The 18,134-nt window shown below is 37.2% G+C and carries 15 protein-coding genes; 10 read left to right on the forward strand and 5 right to left on the reverse strand.

The window, feature by feature from the left end; translation table 11 throughout:
* The first annotated feature begins 238 nt into the window (after positions 1 to 238).
* The 5 genes from ggt (at position 239) to ACH2CJ_RS00345 (ending at position 7,794) form a co-directional block, all read left to right on the forward strand.
* Positions 239 to 1,933, forward strand: a complete 1,695-nt coding sequence (gene ggt / locus ACH2CJ_RS00325; protein ID WP_394990065.1) for a gamma-glutamyltransferase — start codon at positions 239 to 241, stop codon at positions 1,931 to 1,933.
* A gap of 17 nt (positions 1,934 to 1,950) precedes the next feature.
* Positions 1,951 to 2,199, forward strand: coding sequence for a hypothetical protein (locus ACH2CJ_RS00330; protein WP_394990067.1), 249 nt, complete (start codon positions 1,951 to 1,953; stop codon positions 2,197 to 2,199).
* Between the two features lie 336 nt (positions 2,200 to 2,535).
* Positions 2,536 to 5,577 (forward strand): WD40/YVTN/BNR-like repeat-containing protein, encoded by a 3,042-nt coding sequence (locus tag ACH2CJ_RS00335; protein ID WP_394990068.1) that lies wholly within the window; start codon positions 2,536 to 2,538, stop codon positions 5,575 to 5,577.
* 192 nt (positions 5,578 to 5,769) lie between these two features.
* Entirely contained in the window at positions 5,770 to 6,714 is a 945-nt protein-coding gene (locus tag ACH2CJ_RS00340; protein WP_394990069.1) for a DUF1080 domain-containing protein, read from the forward strand.
* 81 nt (positions 6,715 to 6,795) lie between these two features.
* Complete coding sequence (locus ACH2CJ_RS00345) at positions 6,796 to 7,794, forward strand: CobW family GTP-binding protein (RefSeq protein ID WP_394990070.1); 999 nt, start codon at positions 6,796 to 6,798, stop codon at positions 7,792 to 7,794.
* 91 nt (positions 7,795 to 7,885) lie between these two features.
* Here ACH2CJ_RS00345 and ACH2CJ_RS00350 read toward each other — a convergent pair whose 3' ends face one another.
* Together ACH2CJ_RS00350 and ACH2CJ_RS00355 are read right to left on the reverse strand one after the other, a co-directional pair.
* Positions 7,886 to 8,653: a DUF547 domain-containing protein gene (locus tag ACH2CJ_RS00350; RefSeq protein WP_394990072.1), complete on the reverse strand. Its 768-nt coding sequence runs from the start codon at positions 8,651 to 8,653 to the stop codon at positions 7,886 to 7,888.
* A gap of 109 nt (positions 8,654 to 8,762) precedes the next feature.
* Positions 8,763 to 9,875: an acyltransferase family protein gene (locus tag ACH2CJ_RS00355; protein ID WP_394990073.1), complete on the reverse strand. Its 1,113-nt coding sequence runs from the start codon at positions 9,873 to 9,875 to the stop codon at positions 8,763 to 8,765.
* 117 nt (positions 9,876 to 9,992) lie between these two features.
* Here ACH2CJ_RS00355 and ACH2CJ_RS00360 point away from each other — a divergent pair, with 117 nt between their 5' ends.
* Positions 9,993 to 10,511, forward strand: coding sequence for a GNAT family N-acetyltransferase (locus ACH2CJ_RS00360; RefSeq protein WP_394990075.1), 519 nt, complete (start codon positions 9,993 to 9,995; stop codon positions 10,509 to 10,511).
* A complete protein-coding gene (locus tag ACH2CJ_RS00365; RefSeq protein ID WP_394990076.1) occupies positions 10,508 to 11,053 on the forward strand; it encodes a GNAT family N-acetyltransferase in 546 nt (181 codons plus the stop codon). The genes ACH2CJ_RS00360 and ACH2CJ_RS00365 overlap by 4 nt, the downstream gene beginning before the upstream one ends.
* Before the next feature lie 72 nt (positions 11,054 to 11,125).
* Here ACH2CJ_RS00365 and ACH2CJ_RS00370 read toward each other — a convergent pair whose 3' ends face one another.
* Positions 11,126 to 11,575, reverse strand: coding sequence for a GatB/YqeY domain-containing protein (locus ACH2CJ_RS00370; protein ID WP_394990077.1), 450 nt, complete (start codon positions 11,573 to 11,575; stop codon positions 11,126 to 11,128).
* A gap of 395 nt (positions 11,576 to 11,970) precedes the next feature.
* On the opposite strand from ACH2CJ_RS00370, the gene ACH2CJ_RS00375 reads away from it, so the two are divergent.
* The 3 genes from ACH2CJ_RS00375 to ACH2CJ_RS00385 all read left to right on the forward strand — a co-directional run bounded on the left by ACH2CJ_RS00375 (position 11,971) and on the right by ACH2CJ_RS00385 (position 14,725).
* The gene (locus tag ACH2CJ_RS00375) at positions 11,971 to 12,687 is read left to right on the forward strand and encodes a pyridoxine 5'-phosphate synthase (protein WP_394990078.1); all 717 of its coding nucleotides are present in this window, start codon (positions 11,971 to 11,973) and stop codon (positions 12,685 to 12,687) included.
* Positions 12,688 to 12,787: 100 nt separating this feature from the next.
* Entirely contained in the window at positions 12,788 to 13,804 is a 1,017-nt protein-coding gene (gene mnmH / locus ACH2CJ_RS00380) for a tRNA 2-selenouridine(34) synthase MnmH (protein WP_394990080.1), read from the forward strand.
* Positions 13,805 to 13,915: 111 nt separating this feature from the next.
* Positions 13,916 to 14,725 carry a T9SS type A sorting domain-containing protein gene (locus tag ACH2CJ_RS00385; protein WP_394990081.1) on the forward strand — a complete coding sequence of 270 codons (810 nt, stop codon included), beginning with the start codon at positions 13,916 to 13,918 and terminating at the stop codon, positions 14,723 to 14,725.
* Between the two features lie 84 nt (positions 14,726 to 14,809).
* Here the strand turns inward: ACH2CJ_RS00385 and ACH2CJ_RS00390 are convergent, their stop codons facing one another.
* Entirely contained in the window at positions 14,810 to 15,616 is an 807-nt protein-coding gene (locus ACH2CJ_RS00390) for a crotonase/enoyl-CoA hydratase family protein (protein ID WP_394990082.1), read from the reverse strand.
* 86 nt (positions 15,617 to 15,702) lie between these two features.
* Positions 15,703 to 18,090, reverse strand: coding sequence for a M1 family metallopeptidase (locus ACH2CJ_RS00395; RefSeq protein WP_394990083.1), 2,388 nt, complete (start codon positions 18,088 to 18,090; stop codon positions 15,703 to 15,705).
* Positions 18,091 to 18,134: the final 44 nt, after the last annotated feature.

Consider the following 18,134-nt stretch of genomic DNA (forward strand, 5'->3'; position numbering starts at 1 on the left):
GTAGATTTTATAATTATTACCAAGCAACTGCCGTCTATTGTCTTTGTAGAGTAGATTAAAAACTCAGTTTGTCGGGGAGAAGAAATAAATGAATTCAACTCATTTCTTCTCCCTCGACGAAACAAAATGTTTCTGTCTGAGTAAATTACCCTTTTCATCAATAAAGATTCGTGTTTTGTCTAATTGGTTGGAATGAGGAGCAAAAAAGTCTATATTTATGCAAAAATTAACAAACTCTATGAACATAAAATTTGCTCTAATCACTTTACTGTCAGTCTCTTACTTAACAAATGCCCAAGACCGAATTTCGGGTAAAACATGGGCAGGTCGCTCCGAAGTCATTGCCCAAAACGGTATGGTTTGTACTTCGCACCCCCTTTCTACGCAAGCCGCCATTGAAATTTTGCGAGCAGGTGGCAGTGCAGTTGATGCCGCCATTGCCGCCAATGCCATGGAAGGAATGGTCGAACCGCACGTAAACGGTATAGGCGGTGATATTTTTGCCATCGTTTGGGATGCCAAAACTCAAAAACTTTACGGACTAAACGGTTCTGGTCGTTCTCCTTACACATTGACACTCGAAGAATTTAAAAAACGTGGTTTAACGCATATTCCTGCAACTGGTCCTTTGCCTATCAGCGTGCCTGGTTGTGTGGACGGTTGGTTTGAGTTGCACAAAAAATTTGGTAAGTTGCCAATGGAAAAAATCCTTTCGCACGCTATTAGTTATGGTCGAAACGGTTTTCCTGTACATGACGAATTGGCGGTGAGTTTGCAGAATGTTCCACGTTTATATGGTAAGTTTCCAAATATCAAAGAACATTATTATCCAAATGGAGAAGTACCGAAAAAAGGTGATGTTTTCAAGAATCCTAATTTAGCAAATACTTTAGAAAAAATAGCGAAAGGTGGACGTGATGCTTTTTATAAAGGTGAAATTGCCCAAACAATTGATGCGTTTATGAAGAAAAATGGCGGATTTTTGAGTGCAAAAGACCTTGCCGATCATACTTCAACATGGATTGAGCCAGTTTCGACCAATTATCGTGGCTATGATGTTTGGGAGTTGCCACCAAATGGACAAGGAATTGCGGCTTTGCAGATGTTGAATATATTGGAAGCTTATGATTTCTCGAAAATTCCTTATGGCAGCACCGAACATGTGCATTTATTTACCGAAGCTAAAAAATTGGCTTTTGAAGACCGTGCAAAATTTTATGCCGACCCTGAGTTTGTTAAAATTCCAGTAAAATCATTAATCTCGAAAGAATACGCCAACGAAAGACGCAAACTTATCGACCCCAATAAAGCTGCCGCTCATTATGATGCAGGAAATCCTGCCTTGCGAGAAGGCGACACTATTTATTTGACTGTTGCCGATAAAGATGGAAATATGGTTTCGTTGATTCAGAGCAATTATCGAGGTTTTGGTTCGGGAATGATGCCCGATGGTTTAGGCTTTATTTTTCAAGACCGTGGTGAATTATATAATTTGAAGGAAGGCGAAAACAATACTTATGCTCCGCATAAACGCCCGTTTCAGACCATTATTCCTGCATTTGTAACCAAAGATGGTAAGCCATTTATGAGTTTTGGTGTAATGGGCGGAGCTTTTCAGCCGATGGGTCATGTGCAAATTATCATGGATGTTGTTGATTTTGGCATGAATTTGCAAGAAGCAGGCGACGCACCAAGACTCAACCACGACGGTTCGTCAGAGCCAACGGGCGAGCCGATGGAAGGCGTAGGCATGATTACGATGGAGTCGGGCATACCTTACGAAACCATTAGAGGTTTGATGCAAAAAGGGCATAAAGTTGGTTATACTTTGGGGCAATATGGTGGTTATCAAGCTATTCGTTACGACCCAATCAGAAAAATATATTTCGGAGCATCAGAATCTCGGAAGGATGGTCAGGCGGCTGGGTTTTGAGAATTTAGAATTATATAATGGAAAACGAAGTTTTTAAGCAAATTTCAATTCGAGGAAGGTTTGCGTATGGTCTTTGCTTTTTAGAATTTCTGTTGAAACATTTCAATACTAAAAATACATTATTAGAAGATATTGTAAATGAATTTTGGTATTTTACAAATTTAGAGAAAGTGGGAGAAATGGAGGGCTTTTTTTATACAAGAGACCCTGTTTGTGTAATTGTAGATTTTCCAGAGATAAAATTAAATCCACAAAAGATGATATAATTTGGCTATGAAAGAATCATGTTTTCTGAACTTAAATAACTTTTTGAGCTAGATTCAACTTTGCCAGAAGATATATTAACGATATTACATAAACTATCTTTAATTGCTAATCCCAATATCAGCAGGATGTGGACAATATAGTATTTTAACTTATGAACCAACATTAGAGATTTTTGAATTGATGAAGAAATATTTGGACGAGGGCGTTCCAAGCTCCTGAACTTTTTTATTTTCTTCTTTTACAGAAAATGGAGGTTGGGGAAACAAATTTGAAAGAGTTTTAGCCTATTCTTGATTAGTGAACTTATTTATAAAAAAACACTTCAAACAAACAATATGAAAAAACAACTAACCCTAATTGCCTTATTATCAATCACTTGCTTCGCAGGGTTTTCTCAAAAAAAGAAGAAAGTCTCTGCTGAAGCCGCCCCTGTAATCGTTGCAGATGCCGTTTCGCCAACACCAGCCGCCGAAAGAATGTCGGGCTATGAGCAACGCAAAAAACTTCAAGAAGCATCACTCGTAAAAAATCTGAAATTCAGAAATGTTGGCCCAACCATTATGAGTGGACGAATTGTAGATATTGATGCAAACCCCGAAAATCCAACGGAATTTTATGCCGCTTACGCTTCGGGTGGACTTTGGCACACAGTCAATAACGGTCAATCTTTCTCACCAATTTTCGATAATGAGGCAGTTATGACAATCGGCGATATTGCCGTTGATTGGAAAACTCGTACGATTTGGATTGGTACGGGCGAAAATAATTCAAGTCGTTCGTCTTATTCGGGCGTGGGAATGTATAAATCAAGCAATAATGGCAAAACTTGGGAGTATCTTGGCTTGCCAGAGTCGCAGCATATTGGTCGCATTGCTTTGCACCCAACCAACCCAAATATTGCTTGGGTAGCGGTTTTGGGACATTTGTATTCACCAAACAAAGAGCGTGGTATGTACAAAACCACCGACGGTGGCAAAACTTGGAAACAAACCCTTTACACCAACGAAAACACAGGTGCGATTGATGTAAGAATCGACCCAAGCAATGCCAATACACTTTACGCTACCATGTGGTACAAAGAGCGTACTGCGTGGAATTTTGTAGAAGGTGGAAAAGAATCAGGTATTTATAAAAGCACCGATGCTGGCGAAACTTGGAAATTGATTTCGGGCGAAGGTAGTGGTTTCCCAACTGGAGCTGGAAATGGGCGTATCGGTTTGGCGGTTTATCCAAAAAATCCGAATATTATTTATGCCATCATTGATAATCAAGCCAATAGACCTAAAAAAGATGAAAAAGAAGATTTAAGCCGACTTACAACCAAGAAAATGAAGACCATCAGCAAAGATGAGTTCTTGGCTTTGAGCGATGCAACTATTAATGAATATTTAGATGGACAAGGTTTTCCAGAGAAATTCACTGCCAAAACATTCAAAGAAGACCTAAAAGTAGATAAAATCAAGGTGCAGGATATTTACGAATATACCTATAACGGCAATAATGATTTGTTCGACACACAGGTTAGTGGTGCAGAAGTTTACCGAAGCGAAGATGCTGGTGCAACTTGGAAACGCACGCACGCTGATTATTTAGACAATATTTATTTCACTTACGGTTATTATTTCGGACAAATTTGGGTTGACCCAAGCGATGATAAGAAAATCGTTATCGTTGGTGTGCCAATCGTTCGTTCGGAAGATGGTGGTAAAAGTTTTAAAAGCATTGAACGAGAAAATGTTCATTCTGACCACCACGCTTTGTGGTTTGATCCAAAAAATCCGAAACATTATATCAACGGAAATGATGGCGGAATAAACATTACTTACGACGATGGCAAAACATGGTTTAAGGCAAATTCAATTCCTGTTGGGCAATTATACCACGTTTCGGTTGACATGGCGAAACCTTATAATGTTTACGGCGGCTTGCAAGACAACGGCGTTTGGTTTGGTTCGTCCACTAATTCGTTTGATTATAATTATGGTATTTTTGAAAATGGAGACGGCTATAAATTCTTGCTCGGTGGCGATGGAATGCAAGTACAAGTAGATTGGCGTGATAATAATATAGTTTACGCAGGTTTTCAGTTTGGCAATTATTTCAGAATCAATAAAACTACCAATGAAAGAAAAAGATTAGAAATTCCACGAGAACTGGGCGAAGCACCTTTCCGCTTCAACTGGGAATCTCCGCTTACGATTTCTCGTCATAACCAAGACATTATTTATTTTGGCTCGAATAAATTTCATAGAAGTTTCGACAAAGGCGATACCTTCAAAACTCTTTCGGGCGATTTGACTCGTGGTAAAAAAGAAGGCGATGTGCCTTTCGGGACTTTGACGACAATCGAAGAATCGCCAAGTAGATTTGGCTTGATTTATACTGGCTCTGACGATGGACTGATTTATGTTTCAAAAGATGGTGGTTATACTTTCACCAAAATAATGGACAAACCAAATCTTTGGATAAGTGGCATTTCGGTTTCGGCTCATGCAGAAGCTACGGTTTATGCTTCGTTGAATGCCTATCGTGGCGACCATTTTAAGCCTTATCTTTTTGTGTCGAATGATTATGGTCAAACTTGGCAGACTATTGGTTCAGACCTTCCTGCCGAACCAATCAATGTTGTGAAAGAAGACCCTAAAAATGCCAATATTATTTATGTTGGAACGGACAACGGACTATATATTTCGATGGATAAAGGTAAAACCTTCATGCGTGGCAATGGCGATGGAATGCCAAGTGTTTCAATTCATGATTTGGTGATTCATCCACGTGAAAATGAATTGGTTGTTGGTACACATGGTCGCTCAATTTATATTGCCGATGTGAAATCTTTGCAAACATTAAGTAACGAAGTTTTGGCTAAAAATATTTACGTAACCGACTTACCAACAATTACTTATAATGCTTCTTGGGGCAGAATGTTTGATAAGTATGCCGAAGCTGAAGAACGAAAATATAATATTTCGTACTACGCTAAAACATCAGGAAAAGTAACAATTAAAATTCAGACTGATAAAGGCTTAGTTTTAAAAATCATCACCGATGATGCCGAAGCAGGTTTGAATAACGTAAACTTCGACCAAGCAATTGATGCCACAGCCAAAAGTGAATACGAAAAATATTTGAATGACAGCAAGAAAAAAGAAGAAAAAGACATAAAATTAGAGCCAGCCGATGATAAGAAAATGTATTTCCGTGCGGGGAAATATAAAGTTATCGTAGAGCTTAATGGTGAAAAAGTAGAAAAAGACCTTGAAATCAAAGCCGCTGAGCGTCGTTCTCGCCGAGCAATGAGTCCAAAACCAACAGCATCGCCTTCTGAATTTGAAGAATGGTATGAGGAAATGGGTTTTGAAGAAACGAAGAAGTAAAAGATTTTCAACACAATTTGAAAAATTGTTCAGTGAAAAGTAGTCGTAGTTGAAGAAATATTTCTTCAACTGTAAATAGATTTCGAAAAGCCTTTTGTATTACCAATACAAAAGGCTTTTTTTGCTTATTATTACTAAATATTATCTAAATAAATTAAATTTACCTTTCTATTCTACAAAAAACATCTAATCATGAGAATTCAATTTCAAAAACTCGCAAGTATTTTTAGCTTTATTTTTATCATAAGTAGCTCTTCAATGGCTCAATTGGCACCAATCAAAAGCATAGAAGGCCGATGGGACATAACCATAACAAAAGGAGATAAATTCTTGCCGTCATGGCTTGAAGTCAATCATTCGGGTGTAAAATTTCTAAATGGTCATTTTGTGTCCGAATCAGGTAGTGCCCGACCTATTTCTCGCATTTATTTCGTAGATAATAAAATTACATTTTCTATTCCACCACAATGGGATAATGTCGAAAAAGATTTGGTATTGGAAGGAGTTTTAAAAGACGATAAATTAAGCGGAACGATAAATACACCCAAAGGAGAAGTTTTGAATTGGGTTGGCGTGAGAGCTCCTAAATTAAACAATACTAAAAATCCTGTTTGGGGAACTCCAATCAAGCTTTTCAATGGTAAAAACCTTGACGGATGGCAAGCAATTGGTGCTGAAAATCAATGGATTGCAGAAAATGGCATCTTAAAGAGTCCAAAATCAGGAGCAAACCTTCGTACCGTTCGTACTTTCAATGATTTCAAATTACATCTTGAATTCCGATATCCGCAAGGTAGCAATAGCGGTGTTTATTTGCGAGGCAGATACGAAGTGCAGGTTACTGATAGTAAAGGAAGAGAGCCTTTGAAAGATCAATTGGGTGCTGTTTATGGTTTTATTGCTCCATTAGAAATGCCAGCCAAAAGTGCAGGAGAATGGCAAAGTTTTGACATTACTTTGGTGGGAAGAGTCGTAACGGTTGTTTTAAATGGTAAGACAATTATCTATAAAAACGAAATTCCAGGAATTACAGGCGGTGCTTTAGATAGTAATGAAGGCGAAGCTGGGCCGATTTTCTTTCAAGGAGATCATGGAGCCATTGAATACCGAAATATCACTATTACGCCATCAAAATAAATCTTGAAATTAGTTTCTCAGAGGATTCTTTACCCCATAATTATTGTTATTCGTAAATGGGGCGAAGAATCCTCTATTTTTATGAAAATACCAGTAAATATCATCACAGGCTTTTTGGGTGTTGGCAAAACTACCGCTATCAAACATATTTTGACAAGTAAACCAGCCAATGAACGCTGGGCAATTATTATCAACGAATTTGGTGCTGTTTCGATTGACCACACAGCCATTGAAGAACAAGATGGTTTGACAATCAAAGAAGTGGCGGGCGGTTGTATTTGTTGTACGGCAAATGTACCAATGCAAGTAACGCTCACGTCGATTCTACGTTATCAAAAACCCGACCGAATTTTGATTGAACCAACGGGTATGGGGCATCCCGCAAGTATTTTAGATTTGCTACAAAGTAAATATTTAAAGGATATTCTTGAAATTCGGGCAACTATTTGCTTGGTTGACCCACGTCGGTGGGCCGATGCCAATGTTCGTTCGCACGAAACATTTCAAGACCAAATTAATTTGGCTGATGTGCTGATTGCCAATAAATCTGATTTAGTAGGAGAGGAGCTTGCCGAGAAGTTTAGACTTTGGGCAAGCTCATTATATCCACCGAAACTTTTGGTAGAATCAATTTCCAATGGCAAAATAAATATTGATTGGTTAGACATTGAGCCTTTTCAAGGCAGAAAAGCACAATTTCCGCAAGCTCATGCCCACGAGCATCATCACCACGAAGAAAAAACGCTGGAAATTATTGAAATTGGGAAACCGATTAAAAAATTAAGCAAAGGCTTAGGAATGTATAGTTGTGGTTGGATTTTTTCGCCCGAAGAAGTTTTCAATCTTCCAAAACTTCGTCAGTTTTTTAGTTCATTGCAAGGTGTTGATAGAGCCAAGGGAGTTTTCCGAACTGGTAAAGACTGGGTATTAATAAATGCCGTTGATGGGGAGTTTTCGGTGGAATACATTGCTTATCGTAGAGATAGCCGAATTGAACTTATTGCTAATTATGATTTAGATTGGTTGGTTTTTGAAGTGAAATTAATGGTGTGTTTGGTTGAAATGCCTGAGATTGCTTAGTTTTCAATTTTTTATAATGTATAGTTCTGAAAAAAGCCCCACAAACTTTGCGAGGCTTTTCAAAAAAACAAAGACTTTAACTATTAACTGTTCAATACTTTCCGTTCAAATCCCAGCTATAATTCAAATATGAAATAGTAGCATCTTTATTTGCCTGTACTTTTGAATATTTATTGACCCAGTCAAGAACGGTCATTTTTCCTTTAAAATCGCCACCGTACCACTTGAAAAGATTAGATAATTTAGCTTCTTTTTCTGTAACTTTATTTTTGTATGCATCATTCAAAAAATCTGTTCCTTGGTCATCCAATTGTTTATCTAATTTCGATGCAATGTACGCCTCATTACGCAAAGGTGGGCAAGACTTCGCTGCACAAACCAAAGCAAAGTGAATACGTGGCTCACTAAAATCTTTACGAATAATACCGTGTTCGATATTATTCAAATCCATTTTTTTGCCACCGATATTAATAAATTTTACATCCCACGGGGTATTTACAAATGGAATTTTTACCTTGCTACCAATGTCTTTGATACTTGTAATTTTGTTTTTAGTATTATCCAAAATCAACTGTACCGTAAAAGCATTGTAGGCATTTATCCAGTAAGCCAATTTTTCATCTTTGCTCCATTTGTCGCCTGGAGCGTTGTTTTCTACCAAGTCAAGGTATTTTTTCAATTCTGTCTGGTCTTTTTTGAAACCTGCGTAATCAACAAAGCCTTTGTTGTCAACATATTTTTTGAGAAGACCATTCCAAATTTCATGACTAATTGGCTCAGCCGTTGATGTTGGAGCATTGACAGCAAAGCAACTACTAACCGTAATTAAAATTATACTTAATAAGCTTGTGATTTTCATGTTTTTTATGATTTTATGTTTTATAAGTTGTGCAACAATTAGTTACTACTTATAAAGATACGTTAGAATTTCATAAAAAGTTTGTTATTAACAAATAAATTGCATATTGCTACACCCTCAAAAAGAGTTTTTTGCGATAGAGAAACAACAAAAACAACCATTTAACAAAAATAGCACAAGCTACAATTGCTAACTCGTAGTAATTTTCACTAAAAAGTTGCCCAAACCAACGGAAAAGCCCTTCAGCTGTGTAATACCAATCAATAAATTTGACAGATAGATAAATTAAGATAGAATTCATGCCAATAACAGTGAAGAAAAACGCCCAACGTTTATATTCCATTACATCAATAACGAAATAGAAAATTGCCAAAAGAATAATGCTACATCCACCTGCATAAAGCATAAAAGAGCTTGTCCAAAGGTTTTTGTTTATCGGGAAAAACATATCCCACGTTCCACCAATAATTAAACAAATAATACCAAATATGGCAAGAAAAGCGGCTTTTTGAGTGGGGGTTTTATCTGTATTGTTTTTCAAGAAATTCCCAGCAAAAATCCCTAAAAGTCCTGTACAAATAGCAGGAATTGTTGAGAACAAACCTTCGGGGTCGTGAATAATTAAATGTAAACGTCCTGGAAGAACAGTTCGGTCGAACCAAGAAGCAAAATTTCCTGCCATTGTCAAATCGCCAGCTGCAAAACCAGGTGCAGCACTAAATTTCATTAGTAACCAATAACCAATCAAAATGCCGCCAAACCACACATATTGCCAGCGTTGGCTTGCATAAAGATAAATAATGCAGGCAAACATATATGCTAAACCGATTCGCCCCAATACACTTGGGAAACGGATGTGAGAAAGTTCTTTAAATTGTAGGCCATTATTATAAATAATTCCCAAAAGCACTAAAATAAATCCTCTTTTGATAATTCGGAGCATAATTTTTTGATTTTCAACGCCTTTATCAACTTCTCTACCAACCGAATAAGGTGTAGAAACGCCTGAAATGAATAAGAAAAGCGGAAAAATTAGGTCATAAAATCGAAAACCATTCCAAACCACATGAGAGAGTTGAGCTGCCATCCAAATAGCTGCGGGATGCTTGCTTGCCTTCATAAGTTCATGCACAAAATCTTCGCCTCCCATAATCCAAAACATATCAAAGCCACGGAGGGCATCAAGCGAATAAAGCCTTTGTGCAGGGGTTGAGTTACTCATTTTTTAGGGTAAGATTAGATTTGTTAGGGTAATATTTCAAAGATAGAGAAATTACATTTTTTTTCATACAAGTTTTTATTTGTTTTACATTTTGTAAGAAAAACAATTCTAAAAAATATGAATTTTAAATTTAGATTAGCACATTTTGATGATGTGGCAGCGATACGTCAGCTTTCCGAAAAAACATTTCGTGATACATATTCGGAACATAATACTCCTGAAAATATGGAGCAACATGTAGAAAAAAACTTTGCACTTCAACAAATCGAAAAAGAATTAAAACAAATTGATAGTCAGTATATTATCATTGATTTGAATGGCGAGATAATTGCTTTTTCAAAGCTCGTAAAAAATCGTTCAACCAAAGGTTTAGAAGAAAAAAATGTAGTTGAAATTGAACGTTTTTATATTGATAAATCTTTGCAAGGGCAGCAACTCGGTAGAAAACTAATGGATTTTTGTATCGAATGGTCAATTGAAAATAATTTTGAAATAATTTGGCTGGGCGTTTGGGAAAACAATGCGAATGCCATTAAATTTTACCAAAAAATGGGTTTTGAGTTTTTGGGCAAACACAGCTTTGTGTTAGGAACGGAAGTACAGACAGATTTTACAATGAAACGAAATTTGAAATGACTTTAAAAACTCAAAAAGTTACGCTTACCGAACTCGAAACATTAGCTGCCGTAGCTACTCGTGCTTATTTCGACCACTACAAACATTTATGGCATGACGAAGGAACTTGGTATGCTCATAAATGCTTCAATATAAAGCAATTAGAAGAAGAAGTTTCGGATGAAAGGAATCTTTTTTTCTTAGCAATATTTGATGAAAAACCTGTCGGGTTTCTGAAACTTCGCCCCGAAAACCAATTAGCCGAACAAGAGGGAAATGGCTTTGAAGTAGAACGAATTTACCTTGCTAAAGAAGTAACAGGCAAAGGTGTAGGGCGAAAATTGATGGAGTTTTCAATCGAAATGGCTCGCAAGCAACACAAAGATTATATATGGCTTAAGGCAATGGATAGTAGCCAAAGTGCTATTCGATTTTATAAAAGTTTAGGTTTTGAAATATGCGGTACTTTTCAATTAGATTTTGTACAAATGAAAACCGAATATTTGGGAATGGTGTCGATGAAAAAAAACTTACGAGGTACGAATTACGATTTACGAATGTAACTCGTTGATAGTTAATTCATTAAGGCTTAGCAAATGAATAAATATTCGTAAATCGTACCTCATAATTCAAAATTACGCCAACAAAGCCTTTACCATCATCGAAATCGCCTTTCCATCGGCAAGTCCAGCCAATTCTTTTGAGGCAATACCCATTACTTTACCCATGTCCGATGGAGCGGACGCACCTACACGAGCAATCATTTCCTGTATTTTTGCTTTCAAATCTTCTTCAGAGAGTTGTTTTGGTAGAAATTCTTCAATCACCAACAATTCAGCTAATTCTTTATCCAAAAGGTCTGGGCGATTTTGTTGGCGATAAATATCTGCCGAATCTTTTCTTTGTTTAGCTGCTTTGGCAAGCAATTTCATTTCTTCATCCGAAGTCAATTCGCCCGTTTTTCCTTCTTTGGTTTCTTCCAACAAAATGAATTTTTTGATGTCTCGCAAAGCCATTAATCTTGCTTGTTCTCGAGCAAGCATGGCTGCTTTAATTTGAGCATCAATTTGTATTTTTAACGACATAATTTTTATTTATTTACTTGTTTATTGTACTATTATAAGCGTGTTTGCAACATTTTTATGATTTCATAATCACCTATTTTCACAACAATCGAATTGAGTTAATCGTTTCGGAAACCTTGGGAGAATTTAGCAAAATTAGATGTCAATTTTATTTTGGTAAAAATAGGGAACTCATTTTGGCTTCAAATTAGTTATTTCAGTACCAAAACGATGCTAAAGTAATTGCCGACAATAATTTGGTAAAAGTAAGCGAAAATAGCTATTATTACCAACAAAATAGACTTGTAAAGTGCGTAAATCATAAGTTGAAGGTCGCATAAGTTGATAAATTATCTCGAAGTCGTTGTTACTTGGTAAAAGTTTGATACTTACCAAACAGATTAAATAGCAGTATTATGACAAAATTATCGGTCAATATCAATAAAATAGCGACCTTACGCAACTCAAGAGGTGGCAATCAGCCTAATGTAGTTCAGGTTGCGATTGATTGTGAAAACTTCGGAGCTGAAGGAATTACGGTTCATCCTCGCCCCGATGAACGACATATACGTTACCGTGATGTATATGATTTAAAAGAAATAATCACGACCGAATTTAATATTGAAGGAAATCCGACTGAAAAAAAATTCATAGACTTGGTACTTGCCAACAAGCCTACACAAGTTACGCTCGTGCCCGATGCACTCAATGCCGTTACTTCGAATGCAGGCTGGGACACAATCAAGCACCGAAATTTGCTCAAAGATTTAGTTGCAACCTTCAAAAGTGTGGGTTGCAGGGTTTCTGTTTTTGTTGATCCTATCGAAAAAATGATTGAAGGGGCAGCCGAAACTGGCACTGACCGAATCGAACTTTATACTGAAAGCTACGCCCACAATTACTTCAAAAACAAGGCAGAAGCTATCAATGATTATATTCATGCTGCCAAAATTGCTCAAAATATGGGTCTTGGCGTAAATGCAGGACATGATTTGAGTTTAGATAATCTACGTTATTTCAAAGAAAACATTCCCAATCTTCTCGAAGTTTCTATCGGACACGCCCTTATTTGCGATGCACTTTATTTGGGTTTAGAAAATACAATTCAGCTATATTTGCGGGAGTTGGAGTGAATGGCTATTAGCGTTTAGCTCTTGGCTAAAAAAACTTTTTATACTTCTCGAAGTTTATTTTATTTAACAAAAAAAAGCTAATTGCTAACAGCTAAAAATAATGACAAAACCACTTTCTGTAGAGCAGTTTCTTGAAAAGGCTAAAACTCAGCCTATTATTGACGTTCGTTCGCCAGCCGAATTTGAGCGTGGACATATAGTAGGTGCGGTTAATATTCCCCTATTTGAAAACCATGAACGAGCGGAAGTTGGCACTCGCTATAAAAAGGTAGGAAAAGAATCTGCTTTTTTGTTGGGATTAGATATTGTTGGGTCAAAATTGTCAGGATTTGTCAAAAAAGCCAATAAAATTGCTCCAAACAGAGAAGTTTTGGTGCATTGTTGGCGTGGTGGGATGAGAAGCGGAAGTTTTGCAACATTGCTCGATTCGTCAGGAATGAAAGTTTCTATAATGATAGGGGGGTATAAGGCATATCGAAACTTTATTTTGGATGAATTTTGTAAACCATTGACTATCATTGTCTTAGGTGGAAAAACAGGCAGTGGAAAAACGGAAGTTTTGTACGAATTGGAAAAGCAAGGAGAACAAATCTTAGATTTAGAAGATTTGGCAAATCATAAAGGCTCATCGTTTGGAATGTTGGGACAAGCTCCGCAGCCAATGACTGAATATTTTGAAAATATGCTCTACGAAAAACTTTCTAAACTTGATACAAGCCGCCGCATTTGGATTGAAGATGAAAGTAAAAATGTAGGGTGTTGTAATATTCCAGAAGGACTTTGGCAACAAATGAGGGTTGCAAATGTAGTTTATATTGATGTTTCAAAAGAAATCAGAATTAGTCGCTTGATGAATGAATATGCTCAATTTTCGTTTGAAGAATTAAAATCCTCGACCGACCGAATTGCCAAGCGGCTTGGTGGACAACAACATAAAGAAGCCCTTGATGCTTTGGGAAAAGGCGATTTTTCGGTAGGAACCGATATAGCTCTCACGTACTACGACAAAGCCTATCTGCACGGGCTTTCACATAGAGAACCCTCGAAAATCAAATCTTTTGAAGTAAATGAAAATAATCCTGTTGCAACCGCAAAGCGATTAATTGATGAATTTTAACATATTTTAAGATTTTTTAACGCTCCATTAGCTATCACTTTGCTAAGTTTGTGCAACGTTTTGCTTAAAAAAACGTCATTTCAGAATATTTTCAATAAAATAACAAAAATTATGAGAGCTACTTTAAGTAAATGCCTGAAACTCAGTGTTTTGAGTCTTTTGGCAATTGTTCCTTTTATTTCTTTTTCTCAGGGGAAAAAAGATAAAATTCGCATTAGAATAGAGCAAGAAATCAACGGTAAAACCAAAGTTGATGAAAAAGTAATTGATGCTTCGGGTCTTTCTGATAATCAAAAAGAAAACATGATTCAAAAGTTTCAAGATTCGGTCATGGCACAAAATAAGGGTAAAGTACAAGGCATGAAAATTGAAGTTGAAAATGAATCGGATGTAAGAAAAGGGGAGAAAAAAAATGAGCGTAATTATAATTATAATAATAACAACGGCGATGAAGAAATTGTAATTAGAGAAAAACCACGTGTAAAAATTTATCGTCGAAATGGAAAAGAAGGCTTTGATAGTGAAGAGTTTTCACACGAATTGAATGAAAACATGGAAAGTTTGAGAGATAATCTAAAACAAATGGGCAAAGATTTGAAATTTGAATACCGTACAATTCCAGATGTTTTTCCTTTTGATGGTGGAGGTGCGGGAAGTAAAACTGTTCGTGGTGTAGAAGTTTTTCCGAATAACCCTAAAACCGAAATTTTGAATTTGAGATTTAACACTCAGCAAAAAGGTGATGTGAGCATAAAAGTGATGGATGTGAAAGGAAACGTAGTAGCAAAAGAAGAAATCAAAGATTTTTCAGGCGAATATGTAGGTCAAATCAACATCGGTAAACAGAAAGGTACTATTTTCGTAATGATTACACAAGGCGAAGATGGAACGGTGAAAAGAGTGGTTTTACCAGCGAATTGATTAGAATAGTTGCCAATGAAGTCCCTCTCCACAAGGAGAGGGACTTCAGTTGAGGTAAATTGCTCATCGACTGAGGCTATTTTTTTAATCTTCAAAGTTTGTCTCACGCTTTTGCATTTTAGCGGAAAATGCTTCTTGTAAATCACTTGATAGTAACATGGCAGCATTCCATGTTGCCATATAGTTGAGTCCGTCAGCTACCGAATGGTCACGAGTATGTAGCAAAATATGCTTTGTTCCACGAATCGACAAAGGTGATTTTGAGGCAATAGTTGCTGCGATTTTCATTACTTCTTCCAACATTTTTTCTTTACTTTCATAAGAACGATTAACGATTCCGATTTTCTCGGCTTCTTGTCCTTCTACATTTCTGCCCGTATAAGCCATTTCTCGCACTAACCCATCACCGATTAGCTTTGGCAAACGCTGCAAAGTTCCTAAATCTGCTACCATTCCCATATCAATTTCTTTGATAGTAAAATAGGCATCATCGGTGCAATAACGCATATCACAAGCACAAACCAAATCAATTCCGCCGCCAATACAACCGCCGTGAATGGCAACCAAAACTGGTTTTGAGCAATTTTCAATGGCATTGATAGGTGCTTGCAAGCGAAAAACATCTTTACGAACTCGCTCACGTCGGCGAGCATCGCAAGCAATATTTGTTTGCGAAACCGACATCAGCAAACTCAAATCAATTCCTGCACAGAAATGTTTGCTTTCGCCACCTTCCAAAATCACCACTCGCACTTCTGGATTTTCGTCAAGATATTCAAAAACTTCAGTAATTTCGTCCCAAGCGATTTGGTTCAAAGCATTAGCTTTTTCTGGGCGATTGATTGTTACATGAGCAATATGGTTTTCGATTGTTAGTTTTAGGGTTTGCATGATGGTTATTAATTTTTTGTACAAAAAAACGGTGAAGTCTTTCAAATGACTTCACCGTTAAAATTAAGAAATTTTACTGAAATTTTTTATTTCTTCTCCCCACTCGTCTGCGTACCAGCAGGTTTATTTTTCAATGCTTCTTGCATTGGGTTTGAACCACTGCCTCCACGGCCAAAACCTGCTTGTTTAAATGCTTGAAAACGAGTCGGTTGCTCTGGCTCTTTCGGAAAAGTATTGTCGGATGTATCAATATCAGGAATTTCGTGATAAGGATCAAGTTTGAATTTGGATACTTTTTTAGTTGTAACCAATGTTTTCTTAACCTCTTTGTCATTCAAACGCCAAATTTCTGCTGGAATACGCACATCTTTACTCGTGCCATCTTCAAATACCATTTTGATAATGATTGGCATTATCAAGCCACCTTTATTTTTCAGATTTACCACATAAAAGTTCTTGCCTTCTTCGATTAGTTTTTTATCATCTTCGCCCAAAGTTGCCAAATATTGCTCATATTTTTTCTTGTCGCCATCAGTTACAGCATATTTGTCATAGGTATTATAAAAATCCTTCATTGTTGGGTCAGCTTCCACAACGGTTTCTTTGATATCGGTTTTGTTCCTGATATTGCTCAAAGTTTGTGCTTTTTCTGCTGCATCAGCTTTGGCTGTTGCTTTTTGTTTGGTGGGATCTTGACTATCAATTCCGTACCATTCTACGTTGGCAATTGCTTGGTCGGCTGGCTCAACGCCGTAGAACCAACCTTTCCAGAACCAATCTAAATCAACGCCAGAAGCATCTTCCATTGTACGGAAAAAGTCGGCAGGTGTTGGTGATTTAAAAGCCCAACGACGAGCGTATTCTTTGAAAGCATAATCGAAAAGCTCACGTCCCATGACACTTTCACGCAAAATATTTAGTCCGGTAGCAGGTTTTGAGTAAGCATTTGGACCAAAAGTTCCGGGTAAAATATTGTCCGAACTACTCATAATGGAATTTTGCTTAGTTGCATCAATTTTCATATAGCCAACAATAGATTGAGGCTCTATACCGTTGGCAGGAAAGTTTCTGTCCCATTCTAAGCAAGATAAACTTTCTAAAAATGTATTCAAACCTTCATCCATCCACGACCATTGACGCTCGTCAGAATTGACTATCATCGGAAAAAAATTATGTCCAACTTCATGAATTACTACTGAAATCAAAAAGTTTTTTGTCCCTTCTGAATACGTTCCATCTGCCTCAGGTCTTGCACCATTGAAACTCATCATTGGATATTCCATACCTCCAACCGAGCCATGCACCGAATAGGCAACAGGGTAAGGGTAGGCTACCGAACGTTTTGAATAACTGGTCAAAGTGTGTGCCACTAAGCGAGTTGAATATTGCCCCCAAAGTGGATTTGCTTCTTTTGGATAAAGCGACATTGCCCAAACTTTTTTGCCTTCAACATCAACTTGCATGGCATCCCAGATAAATTTTCGAGAGGCTGCAAACGCAAAATCACGCACATTTTTGGCAACATAAATCCAAGTTTTCTTGCCTGTTGGCTTTCCCTTTTCGGCAGCTTCTGCTTCTTCTTGCGTAACAATCGCAATTGGATTTTTGGTGTTTTTTGCTTGTTCCCAACGCTTGATTTGCGTAGCTGTTAGCACATCTTTGGCATTTTGTAGTTCGCCAGTTGCACCAACAATCATATCATTAGGTACAGTTAATGCTAATTTATAATCACCAAAAACCAAAGTAAACTCACCTTGACCCAAAAATTGCTTGTGTTGCCATCCATTTACATCATCATAAACTGCCATGCGAGGAAACCATTGAGCAATTTCATATAATATGTTGCCGTCTTTCGGGAAAAGCTCAAAACCACTTCTTCCACCAACCGATTTTAGGTCAATGATATTAAATTTCCAATCTACTTGAAGCGTGAAAGTCATGCCTTTCGCCAAAGGTGTTGGCAAATCGACACGCATCATTGTTTCGTTGATGGTATATTTCAAGTCTTTTCCCAAAACATCTTTTACGGCCGAAATTTTATAACCATAATCTTTTTCATTTGCACCTGCCATTGTTCCAAGTGTATTAAAACTTGCTCCAGTAGTTGGGTTAAGTGCCGACTGACGAGAAGTGCTACTTGTTGAATTTTTAGCAAAAAGATTTTGGTCGAGTTGTAGCCACAAATACCTTAGTTCTTCGGGGGCATTGTTGGTATAAGTGATTTTTTCAGTTGCTGTAATTGATTGTTTTGAATCGTCTAACTCAGCTTTGATGTCATAATCGGCTTTTTGTTGCCAATAATCCTTTCCTGGACTCCCCGCCGCTGTGCGAAAAGTATTAGGAGTTGGCAAAGAAGTACCCATTTGCTCGAAACGAGTATTTGAATTATACTCGGTTGTAGCTGCTGGTCGTTGTGCAATAGCTAATAAAGCAAAATGGAGAATAAAAATGGTAAAAATAGACTGTTTTTTCATGTATTTGATGAAGTTTTGTTTATGCGAAGATAAGGAAAAATATT

It is taken from the genome of Emticicia sp., assembly GCF_043780375.1.
In the GTDB taxonomy this organism is placed as follows: Bacteria; Bacteroidota; Bacteroidia; order Cytophagales; family Spirosomataceae; genus Emticicia.